This is a genomic window from Streptomyces sp. NBC_00536 (assembly GCF_036346295.1).
Classification (GTDB): Bacteria; Actinomycetota; Actinomycetes; order Streptomycetales; family Streptomycetaceae; genus Streptomyces.
This window is the reverse complement of record NZ_CP107819.1, coordinates 7,870,093-7,892,571: the sequence shown is the minus strand read 5'-3', so window position 1 is coordinate 7,892,571 and position 22,479 is coordinate 7,870,093. Positions and strand designations below refer to the sequence as shown.

The 22,479-nt window shown below is 75.1% G+C and carries 15 protein-coding genes; 9 read left to right on the top strand and 6 right to left on the bottom strand.

Translation table 11 applies throughout. The annotated features are described in order from the left end of the window. Positions 1-85 precede the first annotated feature (85 nt). The 3 genes from OHS33_RS33805 (at position 86) to OHS33_RS33795 (ending at position 3,042) form a co-directional block, all read left to right on the top strand. Positions 86-1,492, top strand: a complete 1,407-nt coding sequence (locus tag OHS33_RS33805) for an amidohydrolase family protein (protein WP_330334230.1) — start codon at positions 86-88, stop codon at positions 1,490-1,492. Between the two features lie 65 nt (positions 1,493-1,557). After that, a complete protein-coding gene (locus tag OHS33_RS33800) occupies positions 1,558-2,412 on the top strand; it encodes a helix-turn-helix transcriptional regulator (protein WP_330334229.1) in 855 nt (284 codons plus the stop codon). A gap of 129 nt (positions 2,413-2,541) precedes the next feature. Continuing rightward, positions 2,542-3,042 (top strand): VOC family protein, encoded by a 501-nt coding sequence (locus tag OHS33_RS33795; RefSeq protein ID WP_330334228.1) that lies wholly within the window; start codon positions 2,542-2,544, stop codon positions 3,040-3,042. An 18-nt stretch (positions 3,043-3,060) separates the two neighbouring features. On the opposite strand, the gene OHS33_RS33790 is transcribed toward OHS33_RS33795, so the two are convergent. From OHS33_RS33790 to OHS33_RS33765, 6 genes are all read right to left on the bottom strand, one after another. Continuing rightward, positions 3,061-3,321, bottom strand: a complete 261-nt coding sequence (locus OHS33_RS33790; RefSeq protein ID WP_330334227.1) for a hypothetical protein — start codon at positions 3,319-3,321, stop codon at positions 3,061-3,063. A gap of 91 nt (positions 3,322-3,412) precedes the next feature. Beyond that, the gene (locus OHS33_RS33785; protein ID WP_330334226.1) at positions 3,413-4,444 is read right to left on the bottom strand and encodes a TolB family protein; all 1,032 of its coding nucleotides are present in this window, start codon (positions 4,442-4,444) and stop codon (positions 3,413-3,415) included. Continuing rightward, positions 4,441-5,763 (bottom strand): MFS transporter, encoded by a 1,323-nt coding sequence (locus OHS33_RS33780; RefSeq protein WP_330334225.1) that lies wholly within the window; start codon positions 5,761-5,763, stop codon positions 4,441-4,443. Before OHS33_RS33780 ends, OHS33_RS33785 begins: the two co-directional genes overlap by 4 nt. Beyond that, positions 5,763-7,100 (bottom strand): discoidin domain-containing protein, encoded by a 1,338-nt coding sequence (locus tag OHS33_RS33775; RefSeq protein WP_330334224.1) that lies wholly within the window; start codon positions 7,098-7,100, stop codon positions 5,763-5,765. Before OHS33_RS33775 ends, OHS33_RS33780 begins: the two co-directional genes overlap by 1 nt. 283 nt (positions 7,101-7,383) lie before the next feature. Next, positions 7,384-10,479, bottom strand: coding sequence for an SGNH hydrolase domain-containing protein (locus tag OHS33_RS33770; protein ID WP_330334223.1), 3,096 nt, complete (start codon positions 10,477-10,479; stop codon positions 7,384-7,386). 14 nt (positions 10,480-10,493) lie between these two features. Beyond that, positions 10,494-12,203 carry a glycosyltransferase family 2 protein gene (locus OHS33_RS33765; RefSeq protein WP_330334222.1) on the bottom strand — a complete coding sequence of 570 codons (1,710 nt, stop codon included), beginning with the start codon at positions 12,201-12,203 and terminating at the stop codon, positions 10,494-10,496. A gap of 388 nt (positions 12,204-12,591) precedes the next feature. Here OHS33_RS33765 and OHS33_RS33760 point away from each other — a divergent pair, with 388 nt between their 5' ends. The 6 genes from OHS33_RS33760 to OHS33_RS33735 all read left to right on the top strand — a co-directional run bounded on the left by OHS33_RS33760 (position 12,592) and on the right by OHS33_RS33735 (position 22,445). Further along, positions 12,592-12,786 carry a thiazolylpeptide-type bacteriocin gene (locus OHS33_RS33760; protein WP_330334221.1) on the top strand — a complete coding sequence of 65 codons (195 nt, stop codon included), beginning with the start codon at positions 12,592-12,594 and terminating at the stop codon, positions 12,784-12,786. Positions 12,787-12,932: 146 nt separating this feature from the next. Further along, positions 12,933-15,671, top strand: a complete 2,739-nt coding sequence (locus OHS33_RS33755) for a lantibiotic dehydratase (RefSeq protein ID WP_330334220.1) — start codon at positions 12,933-12,935, stop codon at positions 15,669-15,671. 47 nt (positions 15,672-15,718) lie between these two features. Continuing rightward, entirely contained in the window at positions 15,719-16,903 is a 1,185-nt protein-coding gene (locus OHS33_RS33750; RefSeq protein WP_330334219.1) for a lantibiotic dehydratase C-terminal domain-containing protein, read from the top strand. Next, the gene (locus OHS33_RS33745) at positions 16,900-18,741 is read left to right on the top strand and encodes a hypothetical protein (RefSeq protein WP_330334218.1); all 1,842 of its coding nucleotides are present in this window, start codon (positions 16,900-16,902) and stop codon (positions 18,739-18,741) included. The genes OHS33_RS33750 and OHS33_RS33745 overlap by 4 nt, the downstream gene beginning before the upstream one ends. Further along, complete coding sequence (locus tag OHS33_RS33740) at positions 18,738-20,681, top strand: TOMM precursor leader peptide-binding protein (protein WP_330334217.1); 1,944 nt, start codon at positions 18,738-18,740, stop codon at positions 20,679-20,681. The genes OHS33_RS33745 and OHS33_RS33740 overlap by 4 nt, the downstream gene beginning before the upstream one ends. A 15-nt stretch (positions 20,682-20,696) precedes the next feature. Beyond that, positions 20,697-22,445, top strand: a complete 1,749-nt coding sequence (locus tag OHS33_RS33735; RefSeq protein ID WP_330334216.1) for a thiopeptide-type bacteriocin biosynthesis protein — start codon at positions 20,697-20,699, stop codon at positions 22,443-22,445. Positions 22,446-22,479: the final 34 nt, after the last annotated feature.

Sequence of the window (22,479 nt, the reverse complement as noted above, 5' to 3'; positions counted from 1 at the left end):
GGCCCCCGGGGTGGGGCGCGGCCTGGTACCCGGGGGTGTCGGGGGCGGAGGCTGGGGGTCCCATTCCTTCCCGATCGGACCCCTGATGAACGTCCACGACACCAGGAGCGCGGCCGTCGCCGACGAGCTGCGCCGACGCGCCGGAGATCCGGACCGGCGCGTCCTGCTGACCGGCGGGACCCTCGTCACCATGGACCCGCGGACCGGCGTCCTCCCCCGGGGCGACCTGCTCATCGAGGGCGACCGGATCGCCGCGCTGGGCGGCGACCTCAGCGCGTCCGGGGCGGCGGGCGACGCCGTGGTCATCGATGTCACCGGGGCGCTCGTCACCCCGGGATTCGTGGACACCCACCGGCACGCCTGGCAGGCGCAGCTGCGCCGGATCATGCCGGACGTGGACGATCTCGGGCGGTACGTGACGTCCACGCTCGCGACGATCGCGCCCGGCTACCGTCCGTACGACATGTACGTCGGCACCCGGCTCGCGGCGCTCGGCGCCATCGACAGCGGCATCACCTGCATGCTCGACTTCTCGCACAACGCCCGCACCCCCGACCATTCCGACCAGGCCGTCCAGGCCCTGCTGGACACCGGGATCCGTGGTGTCCACGCGTCCATGGGCCCCCATTTCGGCGACTGGGCCCGGCAGTGGCCGCGCGATCTGGCCCGCCTGCGCGAGCGGTACTTCCGCTCCGACGACCAGCTCCTGACCCTGCGGCTCGCGGCCCTGGCCACCGACGAGATCGCGGGTCCGGACCTCGCCTACGGGCCCGCGCTCGCGGCCACCGCCCGGGACCTGGGGATCGGGGTGAGCGTCGACGCCGTCTTCGGCTCCGCCTCCTCCGCGGCGGTCCTGCGCTGGGCGCGCGCGGGCCTGCTGGGGCCGGACGTCACCCTGATCCACGCCACCGGGCTGACCGGCGGGGCGTGGCGGGCGATGGGCCACGCCGGCACCACGGTGGCGCTCGCGCCCACCTCCGAGGCCCAGATCGGACTCGAAACGGCCGTTCCCGCGGTCGACGAGGCACTCGCCGCCGGGATCCGCCCCGGGCTGAGCATCGACGTGGAAGTCGCCCTGGCCGGCGACATGTTCACGCAGATGCGGGCGCTGCACAGCATCCAGCGCATGCGCGCGGTCAACGCCGCGTACGGCACCGGGCGCGAACCCGCGCGCATCGGCACCCTCGACGTACTGGACTTCGCGACCCTCCAGGGCGCCCGGACCAACGGCCTGGACGGGGTCACCGGTTCGCTGACGCCCGGGAAGCAGGCCGATCTGCTGGTCATCGAGGCGGAGGACATCAACAACATGCCGCTGAACGACCCGGTGGGCACGGTCGTACTGGGCGCGGACGCCCGGAACATCACGGCGGTCTTCATCGCCGGGCAGCTGCGCAAATGGGACCGGCGGGTCCTGGGGGTGGACCTGCAGGCGCTGCGCGAGGAGGTGCGCGCCTCCCGTGACCACGTCCTCGGGGCCGCGGCCGTCTGATCCCGGGTGGAGCGCACCCACCTTCGCCCCTGGATTCCGACCGCCGCCTCGGGGACCGTGGGCGCATGACCACCCCGCACCTCCCGCAGCACGGCAGCAGCAACATCAGCCGCAACAGCAACGGCAACGGGCTCGGCGAATTCCTCCGGGCCAGGCGGGCTCTGCTGAGCCCCGCACAGGCCCACCTCCCCGGTCACGGACAGCGCCGGGTTCCCGGCCTGCGCCGCGAGGAGGTGGCCTCGCTCGCGGGACTGAGCACCGACTACTACACCCGGCTGGAACAAGGCCGCGAGCGTGGCCCGTCCCGGCAGGTCCTCGACGCGCTGGCCGGCGGGCTGCGCCTCGATGAAGAGGCGCGGACGCACCTCCACCGGCTGGTCCACCCCACCGCGGGGCCGCTGCGGCCGCCGGTGGAACGCGTGAGCCCGGGGCTGCTGGGCCTGCTGGACGGGTGGCCGGATACGCCCGCCTACGTCCTGGGGCACGCGCTGGACGTCCTGGCGCTCAATCCGCTCGCCGCGGCCTTGTTCGGTGACTTCGAGCGGACCGACAACCTGCAGCGGATGGTGTTCCTGGACCCGGCGGCCCGCCGCTTCCACCGGGACTGGGACCGGGCCGCGGCCTCTTCGGCCGCGGCGCTGCGCACGGCCTGCGGCGCGGCGCCCGGCAGCCCGAGGACGGCCCAACTCGTGGCGGAACTGACCCGCGCCAGCCCCGAGTTCGCCCGGCTCTGGGCCCGCCACGAGGTCGGCGTCAAGACGCACGAGGCGAAGGCCTTCCACCACACCCTGGCCGGTGACCTCACCCTGCACTTCGAGACGCTCACCGTGAACGCGGCACCCGGCCAGCAGCTCGTCGTCTACCGGGCGGAACCGGGGACGCCGTCACACGCCGCGCTGGCCCTGCTGGGCGCGGGGTGACGTACGTCCTGAAGATCCGACTAGATAGTTCGAATTTGAACGGTATGCTGGAAGCGTTCACATCGAGCCACGCCTTTCGAGTCAGGTCCTTCGAGTCAGGTCCTTCGAGTCACACGGGAGCCCGCCGCCATGTCCGTCCGCCGTCTGAACCACGCCGTGCTCTGGATCCGTGAGGTCGAGCGGTCCGTCGCCTTCTACACCGACGTCTTCGGCTTCCAGGTCGACCACCTGATCCCCGGCCGCGCCGCCTTCCTGAGCGCACCGGGCAGCCTCAACGATCACGACCTCGGCCTGTTCGCGATCGGCGCCGACGCGCCCGGTCCCGAGCAGGGGCGGGTCGGCCTCTACCACCTGGCCTGGGAGGTCGGGACGCTGGGCGAGCTGGCGGAGCTGGGGCGCAAGCTCACCGAGCTGGGCGCACTGGTCGGGGCCACGGACCACCTGGTCTCGAAGTCCTTCTACGCCAAGGACCCGGACGGCAACGAGTTCGAGCTGATGTGGCGCGTCCCGCGCGAGGACTGGCCCGGCGCGGACTCCGACCTGCGCTCGGGCGCGCTCGACCTGCCCGCCGCGATCGCGCGCTGGGGCACGGACCTCGCGACGGGTTCGGCGGCGGGCTCCGCCAGCTGAACCCTGCCCCGGGCGCCGTCAGGGCGCCGTCGCGCTGACGTAGGGGGACGGCAAGAACTGGTCGAAGCCGGGCGGGGTCACGGGCGTCGAGGTCGAGGTGGGCGCGGGATCCGGTGCGAACGGGCCCGTATGGCTGGACATGAGGATCATCCCGATCCCCACGACGAGCAGGGTGATGACGATCAGGGCCAGCCCGATGGGATTGCGGGGGTTGCAGTAGTAGCGGCCCCTCGGCCCCCACTTGCTGCGGATGAAGACCGGCTCGTCGTCGGGATGCAAGGCTCGTCCTCGGTAGGGCGGACCCTCGGATGAGGGCGCGGCGGCCCGGCCCAATCTAGACGGCGCTCACGGCTCCCGGAAGGGGGCCCGGTCAGTGCAGCGCCGCTGGTGAGGAGCCGTTCGGGACGGTCAGCCGGGGGGCGCCGCCGCCGTCCGCGGGGGCCGTCCAGATGTCGCTGGGCCGGCCCTCCGCTCCCGGCAGGGCGTAGGCGACCGTGTCGTCGTCCAGCCAGGCCGCCTGGTCGTCGACGCTGCGCGTCTCCGCGAGCGGGGTCTCCCGCATCGTCCGCAGGTCGAGGACGTACAGGCGCCAGGGTGCGGCCGGATCGCCGGACACCTTCTTCTTGAAGGCGATCCGGGTGTTGTCGGGCGAGAGCGAGGGGCACTCGGCGTTCTCGCGCAGCACGCGCGCCGACCACTTCCCCATGTCGCCCTCGACGAGGTGGGTGCGGCCCTGGGTGGAGACGGTCGCGTAGAAGCGATTGTCGTCGCGGGCGAAGGTCACCCCCCAGAAGTTGACGTCGGGGGCGTGGTAGCGGGCGCCGTCGAGGGTGAGGGGGATCTGCTCCATGGACGTGACGAGGTAGCCGGTACGCAGGTCGAGGATCGCGGTCCGGGTGGAGAAGGCGCTGGTGGCGTACGAGTCCCCGCTCGCGAAGACCGTCCAGGAGAGCATCCGGCCCGAGGCGGAGACCCGGGCCCGGTTGGGGACGCCCGGCACCGTGACCCGGCGGACCTCGCGCAGCTGCCGGTCGAGCACGATCGCGTACGTCTTCGGCAGCACCCCCGGCTCGGCCCGCAGGCAGAGCGCCGTGTCCGCGGCGGCGTAGAACCGGTCGCAGGAGGGGCCTCCGGTGACGCGGGCGTCGGGGGAGTCGGGGGATCCGGACAGCGGCCGGTGCGCGACGCGGCCGGTGGCGGGGTCGCGGAAGTACAGCGCGGGACCGGTCAGGGTGAACGAGGCGTCCGCCGCCGCCACTTGGGCGGCGGGCCGGTGTCCGGCGTGCAGGACGTAGCCGGTGGCGCCGCCCGCGAGCACCAGTACGGCGCTCACCGCGATCGCGGTACGGGCCCGGGGGCCCAGGGGGGTCGCGGGCGCGGGGTGCCCGGCTCGGTCGGTCATGCGGTGCGCCTCTCGGGGTCGGTGCCTTCGGGGACGGGTGGTCGGGGAGCGGGGAAGGCGGGCGGCAGCAGGAGCCGGGCGCCCGCGAGGGCGGCGCACAGGAGCGCGATCGCCGCCCACAGGGCGGGCTCCGGCCCCCACACCGTCCAGGCGGCCCCGAATCCCACGCCCGCCAGCATGCGGGCCAGCGCCTGGCCGCTCTGGAGCAGGGCCAGTGCGCCCGCCGTGCCGTCGGCGGGCAGTACGGGCCCGGCGAAGGCCATCAGCACCCCGTCGGTGGTCGCGTAGAAGGCGCCGAGCAGGGCGAGGACGGGGACCAGCAGGAGCGGGGCGGGGATGCCGTCGGCCGGGACGAGCAGGGCGGCGTACACGGCGAGCAGGGCGAAGTGCCCGGCCAGGAAGGGGAGGCGGCGCCCGGACCGGTCCGCGATCCGGCCCGCCGGGACGGCGAGCAGCAGGTAGGCGGCGGCGCCGCCGAGCGGCAGCAGCGGGAACCAGCCGACGGGCAGGCCGAGTCGGCGCTGGAGCAGCAGGTAGACGAAGGCGTCGCCGATGGTGGCGGCGCCGAGCAGGGCGGCGGCCGCGAGGATGCGCCGGAAGGCGGGGTCGCGGAGCGCCGCGAAGGCGGCGACGGTGCGGCGAGCGGAGTGTGGAGCCTTGCGCGGGGCCGGGCGTGCGCGCGGCGCCGGGCGGTCCGCGGGCACGTACAGGACGAGGAGCAGGACACCCAGCAGGCCGACGCAGAAGCTGACGACGAACACCGCGTCGTAGGCCCCGGCCGTCGCCCACAGCAGGGCGAACGCGGCGAGCGGGCCGAGCAGGGCGCCGGTGGTGTCCATGGCCCGGTGCACGCCGAAGGAGCGGCCCAGTGCGTCGGGCGGGCTGCTCAGCGTGATGAGCGCGTCGCGCGGGGCCGTCCGGATGCCCTTGCCGATCCGGTCGGTGGCCAGGGCGGCGGCGATCCCGGCGGTGGCGCCACCGGCGAGGAGCAGGCCGAGCCGGGAGCAGGCGGAGAGGGCGTAGCCGGTCCCGGCGACGCGTTTGTGCCGGTGGCCGCGGTCGGCGGCGTGTCCGCCGAGCAGCCGCACGAGTGCGGTGACCCCATTGAAGAGGCCGTCCAGGAAGCCGAATTGGAGGGGTGAGAGACCCAGCCCGAGGACCAGGTAGAGCGGGAGCACCGCCGTGACCATCTCGGAGGAGATGTCGGTGACGAGGCTGACCGCGCCGAGTGCGAGGACGGTGCCCGGGACGCGCCGGCCCGCCCCGCCGGAGCGGGGCCGGGCCGGCGTGTCCGGGCGGCCTGTGGTCGCCAGGTACATCAGTGGCAGGTGTACTTCGGGCTGGTGTCCTTGGCCTTGCCGTCGGTGCCGATGTAGCTCCAGCTGTAGCCGGAGTCGGTGAAGTCCAGCTTCAGCACGCCGTATTGGCCGCTGATCCGCTTCTGGCTGTTGGGCTGGACGTTCTCGATGGGGTAAGGCTCGGCGCCGCCCATGCCGCCGACGATCTCGGTGATGCCGTCGGCCGTGGCCTTGCCGTTGGGGTCCTGCGGGGCGAACCGCTCGTAGTGGTGGTCGTGCCCGTTGAGGATCAGGTCGGCCTTGGCCGCGTAGAGGATGTTCCAGACGGGCTTGCTGACCGGGTCGTTGCCGTGGCCGCCCGAGGAGTACAGCGGGTGGTGCCAGTAGGCGGCGACGCACTGCTTGGAGTTCTTGGCGAGGTCGGCCTTCAGCCAGTCGATCTGGGCGCTCTGGTCGAAGGAGTTGGAGTCGAGGGCGATGAAGTGCCAGTTGCCTTCGTCGAAGCTGTAGTAGCTCTTGCCCTGGGGGTAGGCGATCGGCCCGAAGTAGGCCTTGTATCCGGCGAGGGATCCGGCCGGGTCGTAGGTCTCGTGGTTGCCGGGCACCGGGTGCGTCTTGTCCTTGAAGGCGCCCCAGCTCTTGTCGTAGTAGGCCCGGTAGTCGGCGATCCGGGCGTCGTCGTACTGGTTGTCGCCCATCGTCAGGTAGAACTTCGGGGCGAGCCGCTGGGCCAGCGCGGCCGTCTTCGGGTGGGCGCAGCCGCTGTCGGAGGCGGTGCACTGGGCGGCGATGTCACCGGCGGCGACGACGCTGAAGGCGCCGGTGGGCGGGGTGCCGCCGTCGAGGGTGCCGTACACCTCGACCTCGTGCAGCGAGTAGCCGTACGTGGTGCCCCGCGCGGTTCCGTAGACGCGCAGGTAGCGGCCCTTGCCGGAGAGGCCCGGCCAGTCGTCGGTGCCGCCGTTGCCCGCGGTCTCGTTCGCGAGGCGGGTCCAGGTGGCGCCGTCGGCGGAGATCTCGACCCGGTAGGCCTTGGCGTAGGCGGCCTCCCAACTGACGGACACGCGCGTGACATTGGCGTTGGCGCCGAGGTCGACGCGGATCCATTGCGGATCCTTGCCCTCGGCGCTCGCCCAGCGGGTGGCCGGGTCGCCGTCGAAGGCCTTCTCCGGGCCGAAGGCGGAGGTTTCGGAGGAGGACGCGGTGGCGGGTCTGCCGCGTGAGATGAGGGGGTCGGCCGCGGCCCCTGCCCGGTCGGGCAGGGCGAGCAACAGGCCGCCGACGAGGAGGAGTACGGCGGTGACCAGGGTCACCGTGCCGCGCCGTGCGGGCGCGGGTAATGAGGCGTTCGGGCGCATCCTGGGGGGCTCCTGCACTGGGGGGAGTGAGAGCTGGGCACCGTTGCGTGGCGCGGCCCGCCGGCCCGGTCGCGGGCAGGCGGGAGCGCCACGGCGGCCGGGTCAGAGCTCTCGCTGAGCGCGTCATGCCCGGTCGTACGGGCACCGCGCCGAGCCGCCGCCGGGAATGCTAGCGAACAGGAAAGTTTCCTACCAGTCCCCCGGGCGGCCCTTCCCCGACGCTCCTTTCCCCGCTGCCCGTTCGGGGCCCGGGCGCCGCCGCCCGGGCCCCCGCACGGCCGCGTCAGGGGGCCGTCGCGCCGCCCTTGGCCGAGACGGTGACGCGGTCGACCCGCATCGGATGGCCCGGCTCGGTGGCGGGGCCCGCGGTCGCGCCGTCCGCGAGCGGGAGGCTGCCGCCGACCGCCACGTTGAGGATCAGGAACACCCCGTGGTCCACCGTCTGCTTCCAGGTGGCCGGGTCCATCGCGGCCGCGCCCACCCGGTGGTACACCCGGCCGTCCAGCAGCCAGCGCACCTCCTGCGCGCCGGGCGAGAGGTCGACCTCGACGGCGTAGGAGTGGAACGCCGTCCGGCAGTCCGGGCAGGGCTGCGGACCGGAGGTCAGGCCGACGGGTTCCTTGCACGGGCCGCCGCCGAGGATTCCGCAGTGCAGGGTGGCGAAGACGCTGTCCCGGCCGTTGACGTTCTCCATGACGTCCAGCTCGCCGACGGACGGCCAGCCGGTGTATCCGTTGCGCAGCGGCGCCCCGAGGGTCCAGAACGCGGGCCAGTAGCCCGCCGCCTTCGGGCCCGTGACGTCCGGCAGGGCGATCGACGCCTCGATCCGCAGCACCCCGCCGGGCGGCGGCGCGAAATCGGCGCGCCGGGTCTCGATCCGGCCCGAACTCCACCGGCCGTCCTTGCGGGTGGGGACGATCTCCAGAGCGCCCTTGCCGTCGAGGCGGACGTTGTCGGTGGAGTCGGTCATCGTCTCGATCTCACCGGTGCCCCACTGCGGCGCGGGGCAGCCCGGGTAGCAGGTGCCCAGGTCGTACTGCCAGGTGGCGGCGGACGGGCGGCTGCCCGCCGGGCCGTCGAACTCCTCGCGCAGCAGCTCCTTCCAGCCGTCGGCGGCCGGCGGCGCGGCCGCGCTCGGCGTCCCGGGAGCGGCCCCGGAAGCGGCCCCGGCGGCGGGCAGCGCGCCGGTCTCGGTCAGCAGCCGTTCCAGCCGGGCGGTCAGGACGACGGCCGCCACGTTCGTCAGGTGGGAGTCGTCGCGGTAGAGCAGGATCCGGTCCAGCACCGCCGGGCAGGTCGGCCCGGCGCCCGGGCACAGGACCGGGTTCACGCTGATGCTCCGTACGCCGGGCAGCGCGCCCGAGGCGATCCGCCGCGCGAGGGCGTCGGGCTGCTGGGCGGCCTCCCGGCCGAACGCGCAGGCGTCCGGGGAACCGGGACTCCCGGAGAGGCAGGCCGGGATGTCCTTGCCCGGTACGGGGGTGTCCTCGATGTAGACGACCGGCACCCCGAGGGCGCGCAGCGGCTTCAGCGTCTCCTCCCACGCCCCGGCGAGCAGGGCGGGGTCGGCGGTGTAGCGGGCCAGTGAGGAGATCACGACGAGGCGGGGCTTCGGCTGCCGCTTCAGCCGGTCCAGGGCGTCGGCCCGCCAGGTGTCGCATTCGCGGTAGGCGCGGCCGAGCTGGGGGTTGTCGACGGCCAGCTTAGGGAGCGGGCAGCCCTGCTTGACCAACTCCTGGAGCGCCCAGCCGCGTTGGGAGGCCAGGGCGAGCATCGGGGAGAACCACTGCCCGGCGTGCGAGTCGCCGAGCAGCACGATCCGGTCCGGGCTGGTGACCGCGCCGAAGAGGCAGTCCGGGCTGCGGGTGACCGCCGGGTCCACCTCGCAGTTCCCGTCCGGCGGGAAGTCCTTGGCCGCCTGGGCCGGACCCGGCACGACCGGGCCGTCCAGCGGCGGCGCCGCCGGGCCGCGGGCCAGCAGGGTGGGGCCGGAGGCGGCGCCGGGCGGCAGGCCCTGGAGGTCGACGGGGGCGGCCGGGCCCAGCAGCCGCAGCGTCGTGGTGCCGACGACCAGCGCGAGCACGACCGGCATCACGATGGCCGTGACGCCCACCGACAGGCCGCGGCGCGGGAGTTCGGAGACCGTGCGGCTGCGGCGCAGCGGCCGCTCCACCCAGCGCATGGTGGCGAGGGCGGGCAGGACGGCGGCGAGGGTCAGCGCGGTCTTGGCCGGCCAGCCGAGCGTGCCCAGGCTCGCTTCGGCGAGCACCAGCACGGGCCAGTGCCACAGGTAGAGGGTGTAGGAGAGCCGTCCGACGGCCCGGGGTGCGCGGGTCGCGAGCAACCGCCCGACCCCGTAGGCGCCTTCGGCGTTCCGTTCGCCGCGGCCGGGGATCGCGGCGAGGATGACGGCGGCGGCGCCCAGCGTCGGGACGAGCGCCGCGAATCCGGGGTACGGGGTGCTCGCGTCGTACGAGAGCACGCACCAGCCGATCGCCACCGCGCCGGCCCAGCCGCACAGCAGCCGCAGCGGACGCGGTCCGCGCAGCAGGTGCCACGGCAGCAGCGCCAGCAGCGCGCCGGTGGCGAACTGCCAGACCCGCGAGGGGGTGCCGAGGTAGGCGAGCGAGACGGAGTGGTCCGTCCAGCGCAGGGACAGCGCGAACGAGCCGAGGGCCAGCAGCAGGGTGGCGAGCGCCACGACGGCGCGCACGACCCGGCCCCGGCGGACCGCGCGGGCCGTGCAGAGGGCGATCACCGCCATCAGCGGGGCCCAGAACAGGTAGAACTGCTCTTCGACGGCGAGGGACCAGAAGTGCAGCAGCGGGCTCTGGTCCCGGCCCGCGGCGAGGTAGTCGGTCTGCTGGGAGACGAACCGCCAGTTGGCGAAGGACAGGGCCGCCGCGACCACGTCGTACTCCAGCACGGCGCGCCGCAGCGGTACGGTCAGCCAGGCACCGGCGACCGCCACGGCGCCGAGGACGACGGCGGCGGACGGCAGCAGCCGCCGGGCCCGCCGGGAGAAGAAGTCCCCGAGCCGGATCCGGCCGGTGGTGATCGCCTCCCGGACCAGCAGGCCGGTGATCAGGTAGCCGGAGATGACGAAGAAGACGTCGACGCCGACGAAGCCGCCCGCCATCCCGGGGATCCCGGCGTGGAAGGCGAGGACCGCGAGGACGGCCACCGCGCGCAGGCCCTCGATGTCGGGGCGGAAGGCGGACCGGTGCGGACTGGGTCCGGATTCGCCGCCGGAGCCCGACGGCGGCGGGCCGGAGGCGGCGGGCGGTCCGGACGGCGCTCCGGGTGCCTCACCGGGCGGCCGCGGGACCGGGGTGGCGCTGTGCTTCCGGCGGAAGCCGGGAGTCACGGGGAAGGGCATGGTGACGAAGCCTTTCAACTCAGCCAGGGCAGCATCGGGTTGACCCACCCGGATGCCAGCAGGCCGATGAGCAGGAGGGCCGCGGAGGCGGCCAGGGTTTCGGGCCAGCGGCGGGGCCGCATGCCGGTACCGGAGCGCAGGGCGGTCCGGATCCGGTCGAGCGGCCGGCCGCTGTCACCGGCCGTGCTTCGGGGCGCCATTGCCCCGCGCAGTTCGCCTCTCAGGTCCCGGATCAGCGGGAGGTTGATCTGGCACTGCACCAACAGGTAGAGCAGCAGCCCCCAGTTGGGCTCCCAGCCGTTGCGGGCGACGGCGAGGGCGAGGCCGGTGGCCGCCGCGCCGTTGGAGAGGACCAGCCAGAGGAGCGAGACGGCGACCACACGGCGGGCCATGCCGCCCGACTTCTTGGGGCCGCGTACGCCGGTGGGCACCCAGGCGGCGCTGCGGCCGCGCAGCGTGTGCAGGAAGGCGGTCGCCGCGGCCACGCTGGTCAGGACGTTCGCGCGGATCACCTCCACCCGCCAGCGGGTCCGGCTGATGCGCGGCAGCAGCACGTGCCACAGCCACAGCGGGGCGAGCAGCGGCAGCACGTGCCAGGGCCGGATGTCGTCCGGGTACCAGAACATCATCACCAGCGGCGGCAGCGGCGCGGCGAAGGTGTTCACCACCGTGGTCAGATAGCCGACGACGCCTTCGTAGAAGCACAGCCGCATCCGCCAGGGTGCGCGCATCCGGCCCAGCACCGGTGTGCCGACCAGGTGCAGGTTGCCCATCGCCCACCGGTACTGCTGGTTGATGAAGGCGGTGGCCTCGTCGGGCGAGGTGCCCTTGGCGACCAGGACCGGTACGTACAGGGTGCGGAACCCCTGTTCGTACAGGGCGAGTCCGGTGTACAGGTCCTCGCTGTGGTCGAGCCGGGCGAAGCCCCCGGCGAGGTCGATCGCCCGGCGCCGGTAGACGGCGTTGCTGCCGCAGCAGATGGCGGCGTCGCTGGCGTCCCGGGACGGCTGGATCCAGCGGAAGAACCACTCCTGGGCGCTGCCGGCGGCGCGCTGGATCCAGCCCATGGACTCGTCGGTGTCGAAGCACTGCGGGCTCTGCACGATGCCGATGGCGGGGTCGGCGAGGTAGGGGACGAGGTGGCGCAGGAAGTCGGGCCGGGGCGCGAAGTCCGCGTCGAGGATCGCGATGAACTCGGCGCCGCTCAGGGTGAGCGCGTGGTTGAGGTTGCCCGCCTTCTTCAGGTGGCCCCGGTCGGGGCGTACGACGTACTCGTAGCCGTGCGCCGCGGCCAGGGAGGCGACTTCGGGCCGGTCGGCGTCGTCCAGGACCCACACGGTCAGCGCGCCCGGCCAGTCCACCTCCGCGACCGCGCGGTAGGCGTTGGCGAGGACGTCGAGGGGTTCGCCGCAGGTCGGGAGGTACAGATCGACGCTCGGCAGGGCGGCGGGCCGCCAGGCCCGGACGAGTATCTCGTGCGACTGCCGGGTCAGCCGGCGCTGGCGCAGGCTGTTGACGGAGGAGAGGACCAGAGCCACGACATTGAGGCCGAGGACCGCGAGGAACGCCCACAGGGCGGGCGTCCGCAGCGCGAAGGTGAACATCGTCGCCGCGGTGAAGGTGAAGGCGAGGGAGGTGCTGATCAGGACCCAGCGACGCTGCGGGCCGAAGTACCAGTACAACTCGTCGTCGGATGGCGGCTGCGGAAGATGATGCACGGTCATAAAGCCCCCCACGGCTGTTTATGTGCCGGTTTCAGGTGACCCACCCTACCGTCAAAGGTATAGACCACTTCCCCGAAACGGGGTCAACGCGGCGATCGACACATGGATTTGGCGCGAATGAAATGGTCCAGACCTGTTTACGGTCCCATTCGAACGGCTCGTCCGGCCTGTCCGGAAAGCCGCAGGTCACGGGCGGGTGAACAGAGCCCGAAGTCTTGAGGCCGCCGGTCACCCGACCGGTATGCACCCCCAGCGTTCCCGGACCGCGTCCGGACCGCGTCCGGACCGCCTCTCCACCGTTCCTTGAGCGCCGTCGACCAGCGTGGGTACCGCCGCACAAACGGCAGACGGAGACACGAACCCCCACCACACACTCAGGGAGACGCGTATGTCCGACACCACGCACACCTCGCACACCACCGAGTTCGAACTCCAGGACCTGGCACTGGACCTCGGCGACCTCACCGTGACCTCGATGCGCGACACCGTCGCGCTGCCCGAAGGCGGAGCCTCCTGGGGTTCCTCCTCCTGCCAGGGCTCCTCCTCCTGCGCACACCCGCAGGTCGACACCCCCGACGTGTAGCCGGGCCCCGGGCCCCCGCCACCGCACACCCAGGCCGCGAGTCCGCCCGCCGTACCCCCGTACGGCGGGCGGACCGTGGACCGCGAACCGTGATCCGTGGACCGCGCAGGACGACCGACCGACCGGCAGGGCGGGGAGGGAGCACCATGGCGCAGGAACAGACGCAGCCGCAGTCGCGGGGGACCGCGACGGCGACGGCCGAGTACCGGGTGCGCTCCGCACCCGGCGCACTGGTCCGCGCCACCGTGCTCGCCCATCCCGCCCAACTTCCGCCCGCGGCGGCCTTCCGCACCTCGCTCGGCCGCCTGCACCTCATCGACACCCGGCTGCTGCGGATCACCGGGCCCCTCGGTGACGCCCTGTACGCCAGCCGGGACGGCCATCCGCCCGAGTTCCACCGCGACACCGTCCTTCCGCTGCGCCGCGCCCTGCACAACGGCCGCGAACCGCGCGGCGCCCTGCTGGACCGCCTCGGCGGCCTCCCGGACCGGGTGCCCCTGCTCGCCGCCTGGCTCACGCTCCGCGCCCGGCGCGCCGAGGTGCTCGCGGAGCTGGGCGCCGCCGCCGAAGCCGCGCTCACGGGCGAACGTACGTCCCTGGCGGCCCTGTGCCGCGAACCGGCCCTCGGCAAGGCCGTCGCCCTCACCAGCGCCGACCTGCTGCGCGCGGTCGAGCGGGCGGGCACCGGCGCGGCCGACCGCCGGGCGCGCAAGGAAGAACCCACCGTGCTGCGCTACGCCCTGCGGGCCAGCACCAAGACCAGCCCGCTGTCCTGGTTCACCGCGGTCGGCTGGGGCGAACTCACCCCGCCCGAGAGCATGTCCGGGCCCGCACCGGCTCGCCCGGTGCCCGACTGGGGCGCCGCCCCGCTGTTCGACGGCCCCTTGCGGGCGGTCGTGAAGGTCAACCGGACGCTGACGAGCGCCCTCGCGCTCGCCCTCCAGGCCGCGCCGCACCGGCGCGCCGCGCTCCCCCACCGCATCACCAGCACCGCCCGGATCACCGGCGGACGCGCCGCGTACGCGCGCGACCGGACCGCCTTCGCGGGCGGCCGCTTCCTCGTGGCCGAGGAGGACGAGGTGGAACTCGCCCTCGGCGGTCCCCTGCGCCTGATCACCGGGCGCGCCGAAAGCCCCGTACCCACCGCCGAGTTGACAACTCTCCTGGCCGCGGCACTCAAGGGGACGGGCGACGGCCGGGCCGCCGCCGCGGCCTTCCTCGACCGTCTCGTGCGGGCGGGGCTGCTCGTACCGGGCGATCCGGTCGCGCCGCAGGACACCGACCCGCTGGAACGGCTCGCGGCCTGGCTGCGCGGCTTCGCCCCGGCGCACCCCGAGGACGCGGCGCGCGCCGAGCGGATCACCGAACTCGACCGGCTGACAAGGGACTTCGGTGGCACACCCGCCAGCGGGCGCCCCGCCGTGCTCGCCGCCCTGTCCCGGGGCTGGACGGCCGCCCTGGCCGACGCCGGGAGTCCCGTGCCGTCCGTGTCCGCCCCGCTCAACGTGCTCTCCGAGGACGTCGTCGCGCCCCGCCCCCTGGCCGTCGACTGCTTCCTCGACGGCGCCGACCACGAGGCGCTCGGCGAAGTCACCGCCCTGGCGGAGCTGTTCGACCTCGGGCACGTCGTGCGCCGCCTCGTCCGCGACCGCTTCGTCGAGCGCTACGGCTCCGGGGGCACCTGCCGACACCCATGGGAATTCGGGGCGGAGGTCGCCGGCGCGTGGGAGGCCGCCGGACGGCCGGCGGCCCTCGCCCCCGAGGACCGGAGCGCCTTCCCCACGGGGGTCGGGGAACTCGCCGCCCTCCGCGCGGAGGCCGTCCGCACGGTGCGCGGCGACCTGGCGCACGGAGGCACCGCGGACGCCGGGGATGCCCACGAGGCCGTCATACCGCCGGACTTCGTCAAGGGGCTCGGCGAACGGCTGCCCGGCTGGGCCGTCGAACGGCCGCTCAGTTACGCGTACTTCCTCCAGCGCTCCCCCACTCCCCTGCCGGGAGGGGGACCCGGGCCCGGCCCGCTCTGCGTGAACCACGTGTACGGCGGGTGGGGCAGGTTCACCAGCCGCTTCCTCGACGCCCTGGACCCGCGCGCCGCGGACGCCGTGTCCCGGCAGATCCGCACCGGGCTCGGGCCGGGCGCACGGGCCGCCCAGATCCGGCCCGTCGGCGGGTTCAACGCCAATCTCCACCCGATGCTCGTCCCGGACGAGATCGGACCCGACCGCCGCCGGGCCTCGATCGGTGAAGCCGACCTGGACCTCATCCACGACGAGGCCACCGACCAGGTGCGCTTGCGGCTGCGGAGCACCGGGGAACACCTCGACGTCCTGTACCCGGGCTTCCTCGCCCCCGTCCTGCTGCCGCGCCGCATCGGGGCCCACCTGGCCGACCACCCGCACGGCGCCGTCGACTTCGGGCCGCTGGTGCCCCGGCACGCCCTGCCCGCGCCGGGTGGCCCGGTGACGCGTACCGCCCGGCTGCGCCACCGCCACGTGGTGCTCCGCCGCCGCCGCTGGCTGCTGCCGCCCGAGGTGGTGCGGGCCCTGCGCGCCGACCTCGGCGCCGACACCGTCCCGGCCGCGGCCACGGCCCGCTGGCGCGCCCTGCTGGACCTGCCCGAGCAGGTCTTCCTGCACCCGGCCGCCGCCGCGCCCGGCGCGGGGACCACGGCCGACTTCCTGCACCGGCTGAGCCGCCCCAAACCGCACCTCGTCGACCTGGGGAACGCCCTGCACCTGCGCTGCCTCGCCAAGTGGCTGTCCCGGCACACCGACACCGGCGCGGTCCTGGAAGAGGCTCTCCCCGCACCCGGGGGCCGTCCCGCCCCGGCCCGCGCGGTGGAACTCGTCCTGGAGGTCTACCGGTCCGGACGGCTCCGATGAACCCCACTCCCCTCATCGACACGACAGCGGAAGAGAGCGTGTGCACCGTGCGACCCCCCGACGCCGACTTCCCCGCCGCCGACTCACCCGCCGCCGACTCACCCGGCACCGCGGCCCGCGACGTGGTCACCTACTACCACCACCCCGTCAAGGCACCGCTGCTGCGCGAGGTGCTGCTGCCGCTCGCCGAGTCGGCCGCGGCGGACGGGCTGGCCGCCCATGTCGAGCGGCACTGGCTGTACGGGCCCCACCTGAGGCTGCGCCTGGAGGGCCCGGCCGCGCGGGCCGACGCCGCCGCCGCGTCCGCCGCCGCCCGGATCCGCGGCTGGCTCCGCACCCACCCCTCGCACGGCGACCTCACGGACGCGCAGTTGCTGGAGCGGGCCGCCGAGGCCGGACGCGCCGAACTCGTCGCCCCGCCCTACGGGCCGATCGTCGCCGACAACACCGTCCGGGTCGCGCCCGTCGACCGCACCTCGCTGCGCGGACTGCTCGGCGACGACGGCGCCGACCTGCGCGAGGCGCTCCTGCGCGCCGGTCTGGACGCGCTGCGTGCGGGCGCCGGATTCCTGGCCGACCACGGCGACACCCCGCAGGCCCGGGTCCAGCTCGCGGTGACCGCCCTGGCCGCGCATGCCGGCGCCCACCCCGGCGGGCTGGCGGGCGGCCACTTCTCGTACGTCTCCCACCTGGAGGACTTCCTCTTCCACGAGGATCCGGACGGGCGGCTCCGGGACTGGTTCGAGCAGCACGGCCAGCGCGCGGGCGAGGCCGTCACCCGCCTCGTCGGACGGATCCGCGACGGCGGCGCGCAGGGGTGGGAGCGGGCCTGGACCGCCTCGGCGGAAGGCGCCTGGGAGCTGGTGCGCGGGCGGTACGAGGCGGGCGCCGACCTGCACGGCGACCCGGACGCCTACCGGGCGCGCGCCGCGGCCACCGGGGACGCCTCGGCGGCGCGGCGCTGGAACCCCGAGGAGCGGACCGGCTACAGCGCCTTCCACCACCTGCTGCGGCGCTCCGACCCCGGGGGGACGATGTGGAGCCGCCCCGACTACCTGGTGTACCGCACCTGCACCAACGCCCTGTACCGGCTCCTGGCCATCTGCGACGTCCGCCCGCTGGAGCGGTACCTGGCCGCCCACCTGGTGATCCGCTCGGTGCCTGCCCTGACCGGCTGCGACTGGCGTACGGAGATGCACGCGGCCGTCGACGCGGCGGAGGGAAGGTCATGACCGGCGACGCCCCCACCACCCGGCGGCTGCGTGCGGGGGTCGCCGTCACCCCGTTGCGCGGCGGCCTCCATCTGCGCGGCCGGCGCGGAACCCTCACCCTGGAGGGCAGCGCGTCACTGCCCGCGCTCTGGCGGTTGCTGGCGGAGCCCCTGCGCGAGGGGAAACTGGAACAGTTCCTCGACGGCATGGCGGCGGGCCCGTCCCTGCGCTCGGCCGTGGACACGCTTCTCGGGCAACTGGACGCGCACGGGCTGCTGGTGGACGGGATGCTGGTGGACGGGCCCGCCGGCGCACCGGACGGCGGCCCGGTGGCCGACTGGACCGAGGCGACGGCCGACCGTCCGGGAGCCGCGGCCGCCGCGCTCGCCGGAGCGCGGGCCGAGGTGGTGGCCGCCGCACCGGACGAGCCACTGGCCAGGGCCGCCGGGCGCGCGCTGGCGGCCGGGGGCCTGCCCGTCGTCCACACCGCCGACCCGGATCTGCCCGCCGGGCGGGTCCTCCTTTCCGTGCGCGGCACCGGCCCGGAGCGGTGCGTCGCGGTCGGCCGCCACAGCGGGACCGGCTATGCCACGGCACCGGGCAGCCCCGCGCAGGTCCGGTCCGAGGCCACGGCCCTCGCGGCGCGCCTCGGCCGCCCCGGCCCGCCGGGAGAACCCGGGCCGGCGGCCGGGGACGTGCCCGCCGCGTTCCTCCCCCTGCTCGCGGGCGCGGCGGCCCACCGGCTGCTGTGCGCGGCCGCCGAGCTGCCGGACCCGGCCCGCGAAGGGGAGGACGAGCGGCTGCCGCCGGGGCTGCCCGCGGTGCTGCTCGCGCAGGCCCGTCCGCTGCGGGCCGACTACCGCATCTGGCTGGGGCCCGACCGCATCGATGCCGACCGGCGGGTGCGGACGGCTCCCGCCGAGACCCTGGGCGAGGCGCTGCGGCGTGTGAGCGCCCTCACCGACGCGCGGTGCGGAGCACTGCCCGAGCCGCTCCCGGCGGACCTGAGGCAACTGCCCGTACCGCTGGCCCGTTGCGCCGTGCCCCTGGACGGGAGCGGTACAGGCAGGGGAGCTTCGGGCGGCGGTTCCCGCGCCGGGGCGGTGGTACTGGTCGCCGGTGCTGCGCGGCTGGACCTGGCTCGCCTCGACCTGTTCTGCCGCAGCGCCGAACTCCTGCTGGGTGAAGATGACTTCACCGTCGGCGCCACTCCCGGGCACGCCCGGGGGCGCGCCCTGCGCGCGGCCGTCCTGCGGCGACCGGCTCCCGTGTCCACGCATTCCGCCGTGGCCGCCGACCGGTGGTCCGGGCACCCCCAGGTCCGCCACTGGTGGACCACACTGACCGCCCGCCTCGGGGTGGCCGCTCGGCTGGAGGTGTTCCGGCTCGCTCCGCACGAGGAGGTGTACCGGGCCGTCGTACGTCCCACCGCGCCCGGAACCCCGATGTCCCCGATGTCCCCGACGGCCCGGACGGCTCCGGCGCCCGCGCCGCTCGGCGACGCCGTCGAGGCGACCCCCGGAGACGCGGCCGCCCTCGCCGCGCTCGCCGCCGTCGTCCGCGTCCGCGCCGCCACCGCCGAGCCGTCCGCCACCGCCGTCCGCGTCCCGGACGGCGCGCTCGCGCCACTGGCCGCCGCCGGAGCGCGGACGGCCGCCTGGGAGGACACCGGCTGGACCGGCCGCTGGCTGGCCGACCTGGCCGGACGCGAGGAGGCCTTCCAGGACGCGCTGCGCCGGGCGGCCGGAGCCGCTCTCCCCGCGCGGGGGCCCGTACAGCCGCCACGGAACGCGGAACTCGCCTCGCTGTTAAGGGCCTTCGGGTTCACCGTACTGCCCACCCCGCGGGAGGTCCGGTGAACGCGGTGAGCGCGGTGAGCCCGGCCACGGTCACGCTCCCCTTGGGGGCGCTGCCGGTGCCGGTCCTCGACGCCGGATCCGCGCTGGCGCTGCCGTCCGGCCCGGCGGTGGTGCTGCTGACGCGCTGGACGCTCGGGCTCGCCGAGGAGCTGAGCCGCCGTGCGCTCGGGCATCCCGTGACGCTCGTCCCGGTGCGCTTCGACGGCGCCCTGGCCGTGGTGGGGCCGGTGCTCCGGCCGGGGGCGGCGGCCTGCCTGTGCTGCGCGGAGTACCAGCGGCTCGCCACGGCGGGCGGCCGGGTGCCGTGGCGCAGCCCGGAGCTGGCGCTGGGCGGCGTACCGTCTCCGGCCCTGTCGGAGGCCCTCGGTACCCTCGCGGTCGGCCTGCTGGAGCACGCCCACACCCACGCCCCCTCCACCGCACCGGACTCCGAACCGGCCGTCGTGTACGTCGTCCACCAGGGCCGCGGCACCTGGTCCACCCACCACGTGCGCCCGGTCGGCGGCTGCCCGGTGTGCCGTCCCCTGCCGCCGGACTCCGCGTCCGGTGTCGCCCCGCTGCCGTCGGCGCCGCGCCCGCTCCCCGACCCGTACGTCCTGCGGGCCCCCAACTCCCGTACCACGTCCGCCCTGTTGCGCGAGGCCCTGCACGACGAGCGGTTCGGCCCGGTGCGGCGGCTGCTGCGCTCCGAGGACTCGGCGTTCTGTCTCACCAGCGCGTTCGTGAGCGACGGGCGGCCCGTCGACGACGGCGGCTACGGCCGGTCCCTGGACTTCGGCGACAGCGAGCGGATCGCACTCTTCGAAGGCATCGAGCGGTTGGCGGGAATGCGCCCGACCGGCAAACGGACCGCACTGCGGGCCTCCTTCGCGGAACTCGGGCCCGAGCGGGCCGTGGACCCGGAACGGCTCGGCCTGCCCGACCCCCGCCACCACGGACACCCCGCGTCGCCGACCGTCCCCTACACCCCGGACCTGGAGATGGACTGGGTGCACGGCTGGTCGCTCACCCGGCGGCGCGCCACGGCCGTCCCCGAGCACGTCGCGTACTGGGACGTGCCGGGGAACACCGGACCGCGCGTGGTGTACGAGTCCTCCAACGGCTGCGGACTGGGCAACAGCCCCGAAGAGGCCCTGCTCTACGGCCTGTTCGAGGTGGCGGAGCGCGATGCCTTCCTGATGGCGTGGTACGCGGCGACGCCCCTGCGCCGCATCACGCTGCCACCGCGGGACCGGGACACCGCGCTGCTCGCGGACCGTGCCGCGCTGGCCGGCTACCGGCTCGTCCTGCTCGACGCCACGAACGACTTCGGTATCCCGGCCGTCGTGGCGGTGTGCCGCTACGAGGGGTCCCATCCCGACGCACCCCGGATGTTCCTCGCCGCGGGCGCGCACCACGATCCGCGCGCGGCGATCCGCTCCGCGGTGGCTGAGGTCGTCACCAACGTCGTGGAATCGGGCCCCCGTTCACACGCCGAGGGCGGCCCGCGCGACCCCCGTCGGCTGCGGCCGATGCTGGAACGGCCGGAGCTGGTGACGACCCTGGACGACCACGTCGGCCTCAACACCCTTCCCGAGGCGGGCCCGCGCCTGGAGTTCCTCTACGCCGACACTCCGTGCGCGGCGGTCGAGGACGCCTGGCCGGGTGCGCCCGCGCCGGTGGGGGACATCGGCGCCCTGCTCACCGCGACCGTGGAGCGGCTGGCGCGGGCCGGACTGGAGGTGATCGCCGTCGACCAGAGCGAGGCGGGGCTGCGCGACCGGCTCGGGCTGCACTGCGTGAAGGCCATCGTGCCGGGCTCGCTGCCGATGACCTTCGGGCACGTCAACCGGCGCGTCCGGGGCCTCCCCCGACTGCTGGACGTCCCGTACCGGCTGGGCCGCTCGGACCGGCCGCTGCGCGACGAGGACCTCACGGTCCACCCGCACCCCTTTCCCTGACGCGGAGGACCCCAGATGACGACGACCGGCACCGATTCCGACGCCCACTCCGGTGGCTGGCACGGCCATCACCTGTTCCTGCACTCCACGGCCGAGGACACCGACGCGTTCCTGCTGCGGGAGGCGGCGCCCTGCCTCGACGGGCTGGTGGCGGCCGGGGAGGCGGCCCGGTGGTTCTTCATCCGGTACGGGGAGGACGGCCCCCACCTGCGGATCCGGGTCCGCGGCCTGGACGCGGCGGGCGCGGCGCGGCTGTCCGACCACCTCGCGCACGCCGCGAAGGAGGTCCCGGCGGTGGCGGGTCCCTGGCCGTCCGCGCACGGGGAGGTCCGTACCGTGCCCTATGTTCCCGAGACCCAACGCTACGGCGGGGCACGGGCGTTGCCGGTCGCCGAGGAGGTCTTCGCCGCCTCGACCGAGGTGACCCTCGAAGCGCTGCGGGCCCTGGACGGCGCGGGCGGCTCCGCGCGGCTGGCGGTCGCCGCCGACCTGGCGCACGCGACGGCGTACGCCCTCGGCATGGACCCCCTCGCGGCCGCGCGCTGGCTGCGCGGGCACGCGGCGGGCTGGCGGTGGGTGACGGAAGTGCCCCTGCTGCCGGGCGCGCCGGTCCACGCGCGGGTCAACTCGGTCTACGCGGCGCAGCGTTCGACACTGGTGCGGCGCGCCGCGGAGCTGCGGCAGCGGCTCGCCGACGGCTCCGCGGCGCCCTGGCTGAACCGCTGGACGGAGCGGGTCCGCGAGGCCGACGCGGCACTGCGCGCCCTCGGCTCGCCGGACGCGCCGGACTCGCGGGAGGACGCTCCGGCCCCGTACGCCTGGGTATGGGCCTCGCAGCTGCACATGCTCTTCAACCGGCTCGGGGTGATCCCCGACGAGGAACGGGCGGTGTGCAGGCTGGCGGCGCGGACCCTGCTGGAAACGGCGGAGACGGCGGAGGGCTCCGAAGCCGCGCCCTCGTACTTCCCGTCCTCGCACACCGCGCCCGACGTCCAGTACCTGGAGCGGAGCAAGTTCCAGATCGGCCGGGGCGAGGACACGGCGCTGCGGCCGACGGCGCCGCTGCCGCGCCCGGCCGTGCGGCCCGCCGGGCCCGACATCCCGCTGCCGACGGGCCCGTTGCCGGACGTACCGCTGGGCGCCGTCCTCGCGGGCCGGGCCTCGGCGCGCGGCGCGCTCGGCGGGCCGCTCGACGCGGAGACCCTCGGTGCCCTGCTGTGGCACTCCCTCGCCGAGAGCGGCCGCTCCGCCCAGCTCCTCGCGGACGGCTCGACCCGTACCCTCGCCCACCGCCCCTACCCGAGCGCGGGCGCCCTCTACACGGCCCGGGTGCGGCTGCTGGTGCTCGGTACGGACGGTGTCCCCGCGGGGACGTACGACTGCGTGCCCGAGTCCCGGACGCTGCGCCCCGTCGGGCCGCTGCCCCCACTGGAGGAGGTCAAGGCACTGTCGACGTACCTGTCCCGGCCGGCGAGCGACCCGGACTGGATCGGCATCGACGCCGCGCCCGTGGTGCTGGGCGTGTACGCGGACGTCGGCCTGCTGCGGCGCCGGTACGGGCTGCGCGCGCTGCGCCTGGCCCTGCTGGAGACCGGTCACCTGACCCAGACGCTGCTCCTCACGGCGTCGGCGCTGGGCCTGGCCGGGACCCCGCTCGGCGGCTTCCACGACGACCTGGCCCAGGAACTCCTCGGCCTGGACGACCTCGACCAGCCCCTGCAGTACCTGCTGCCGCTGGGGCGGCGCACGGGGAACCCCGGGTGACTCCGGGCGAGTCCGGGTGAGTCCGGGTGAGTCC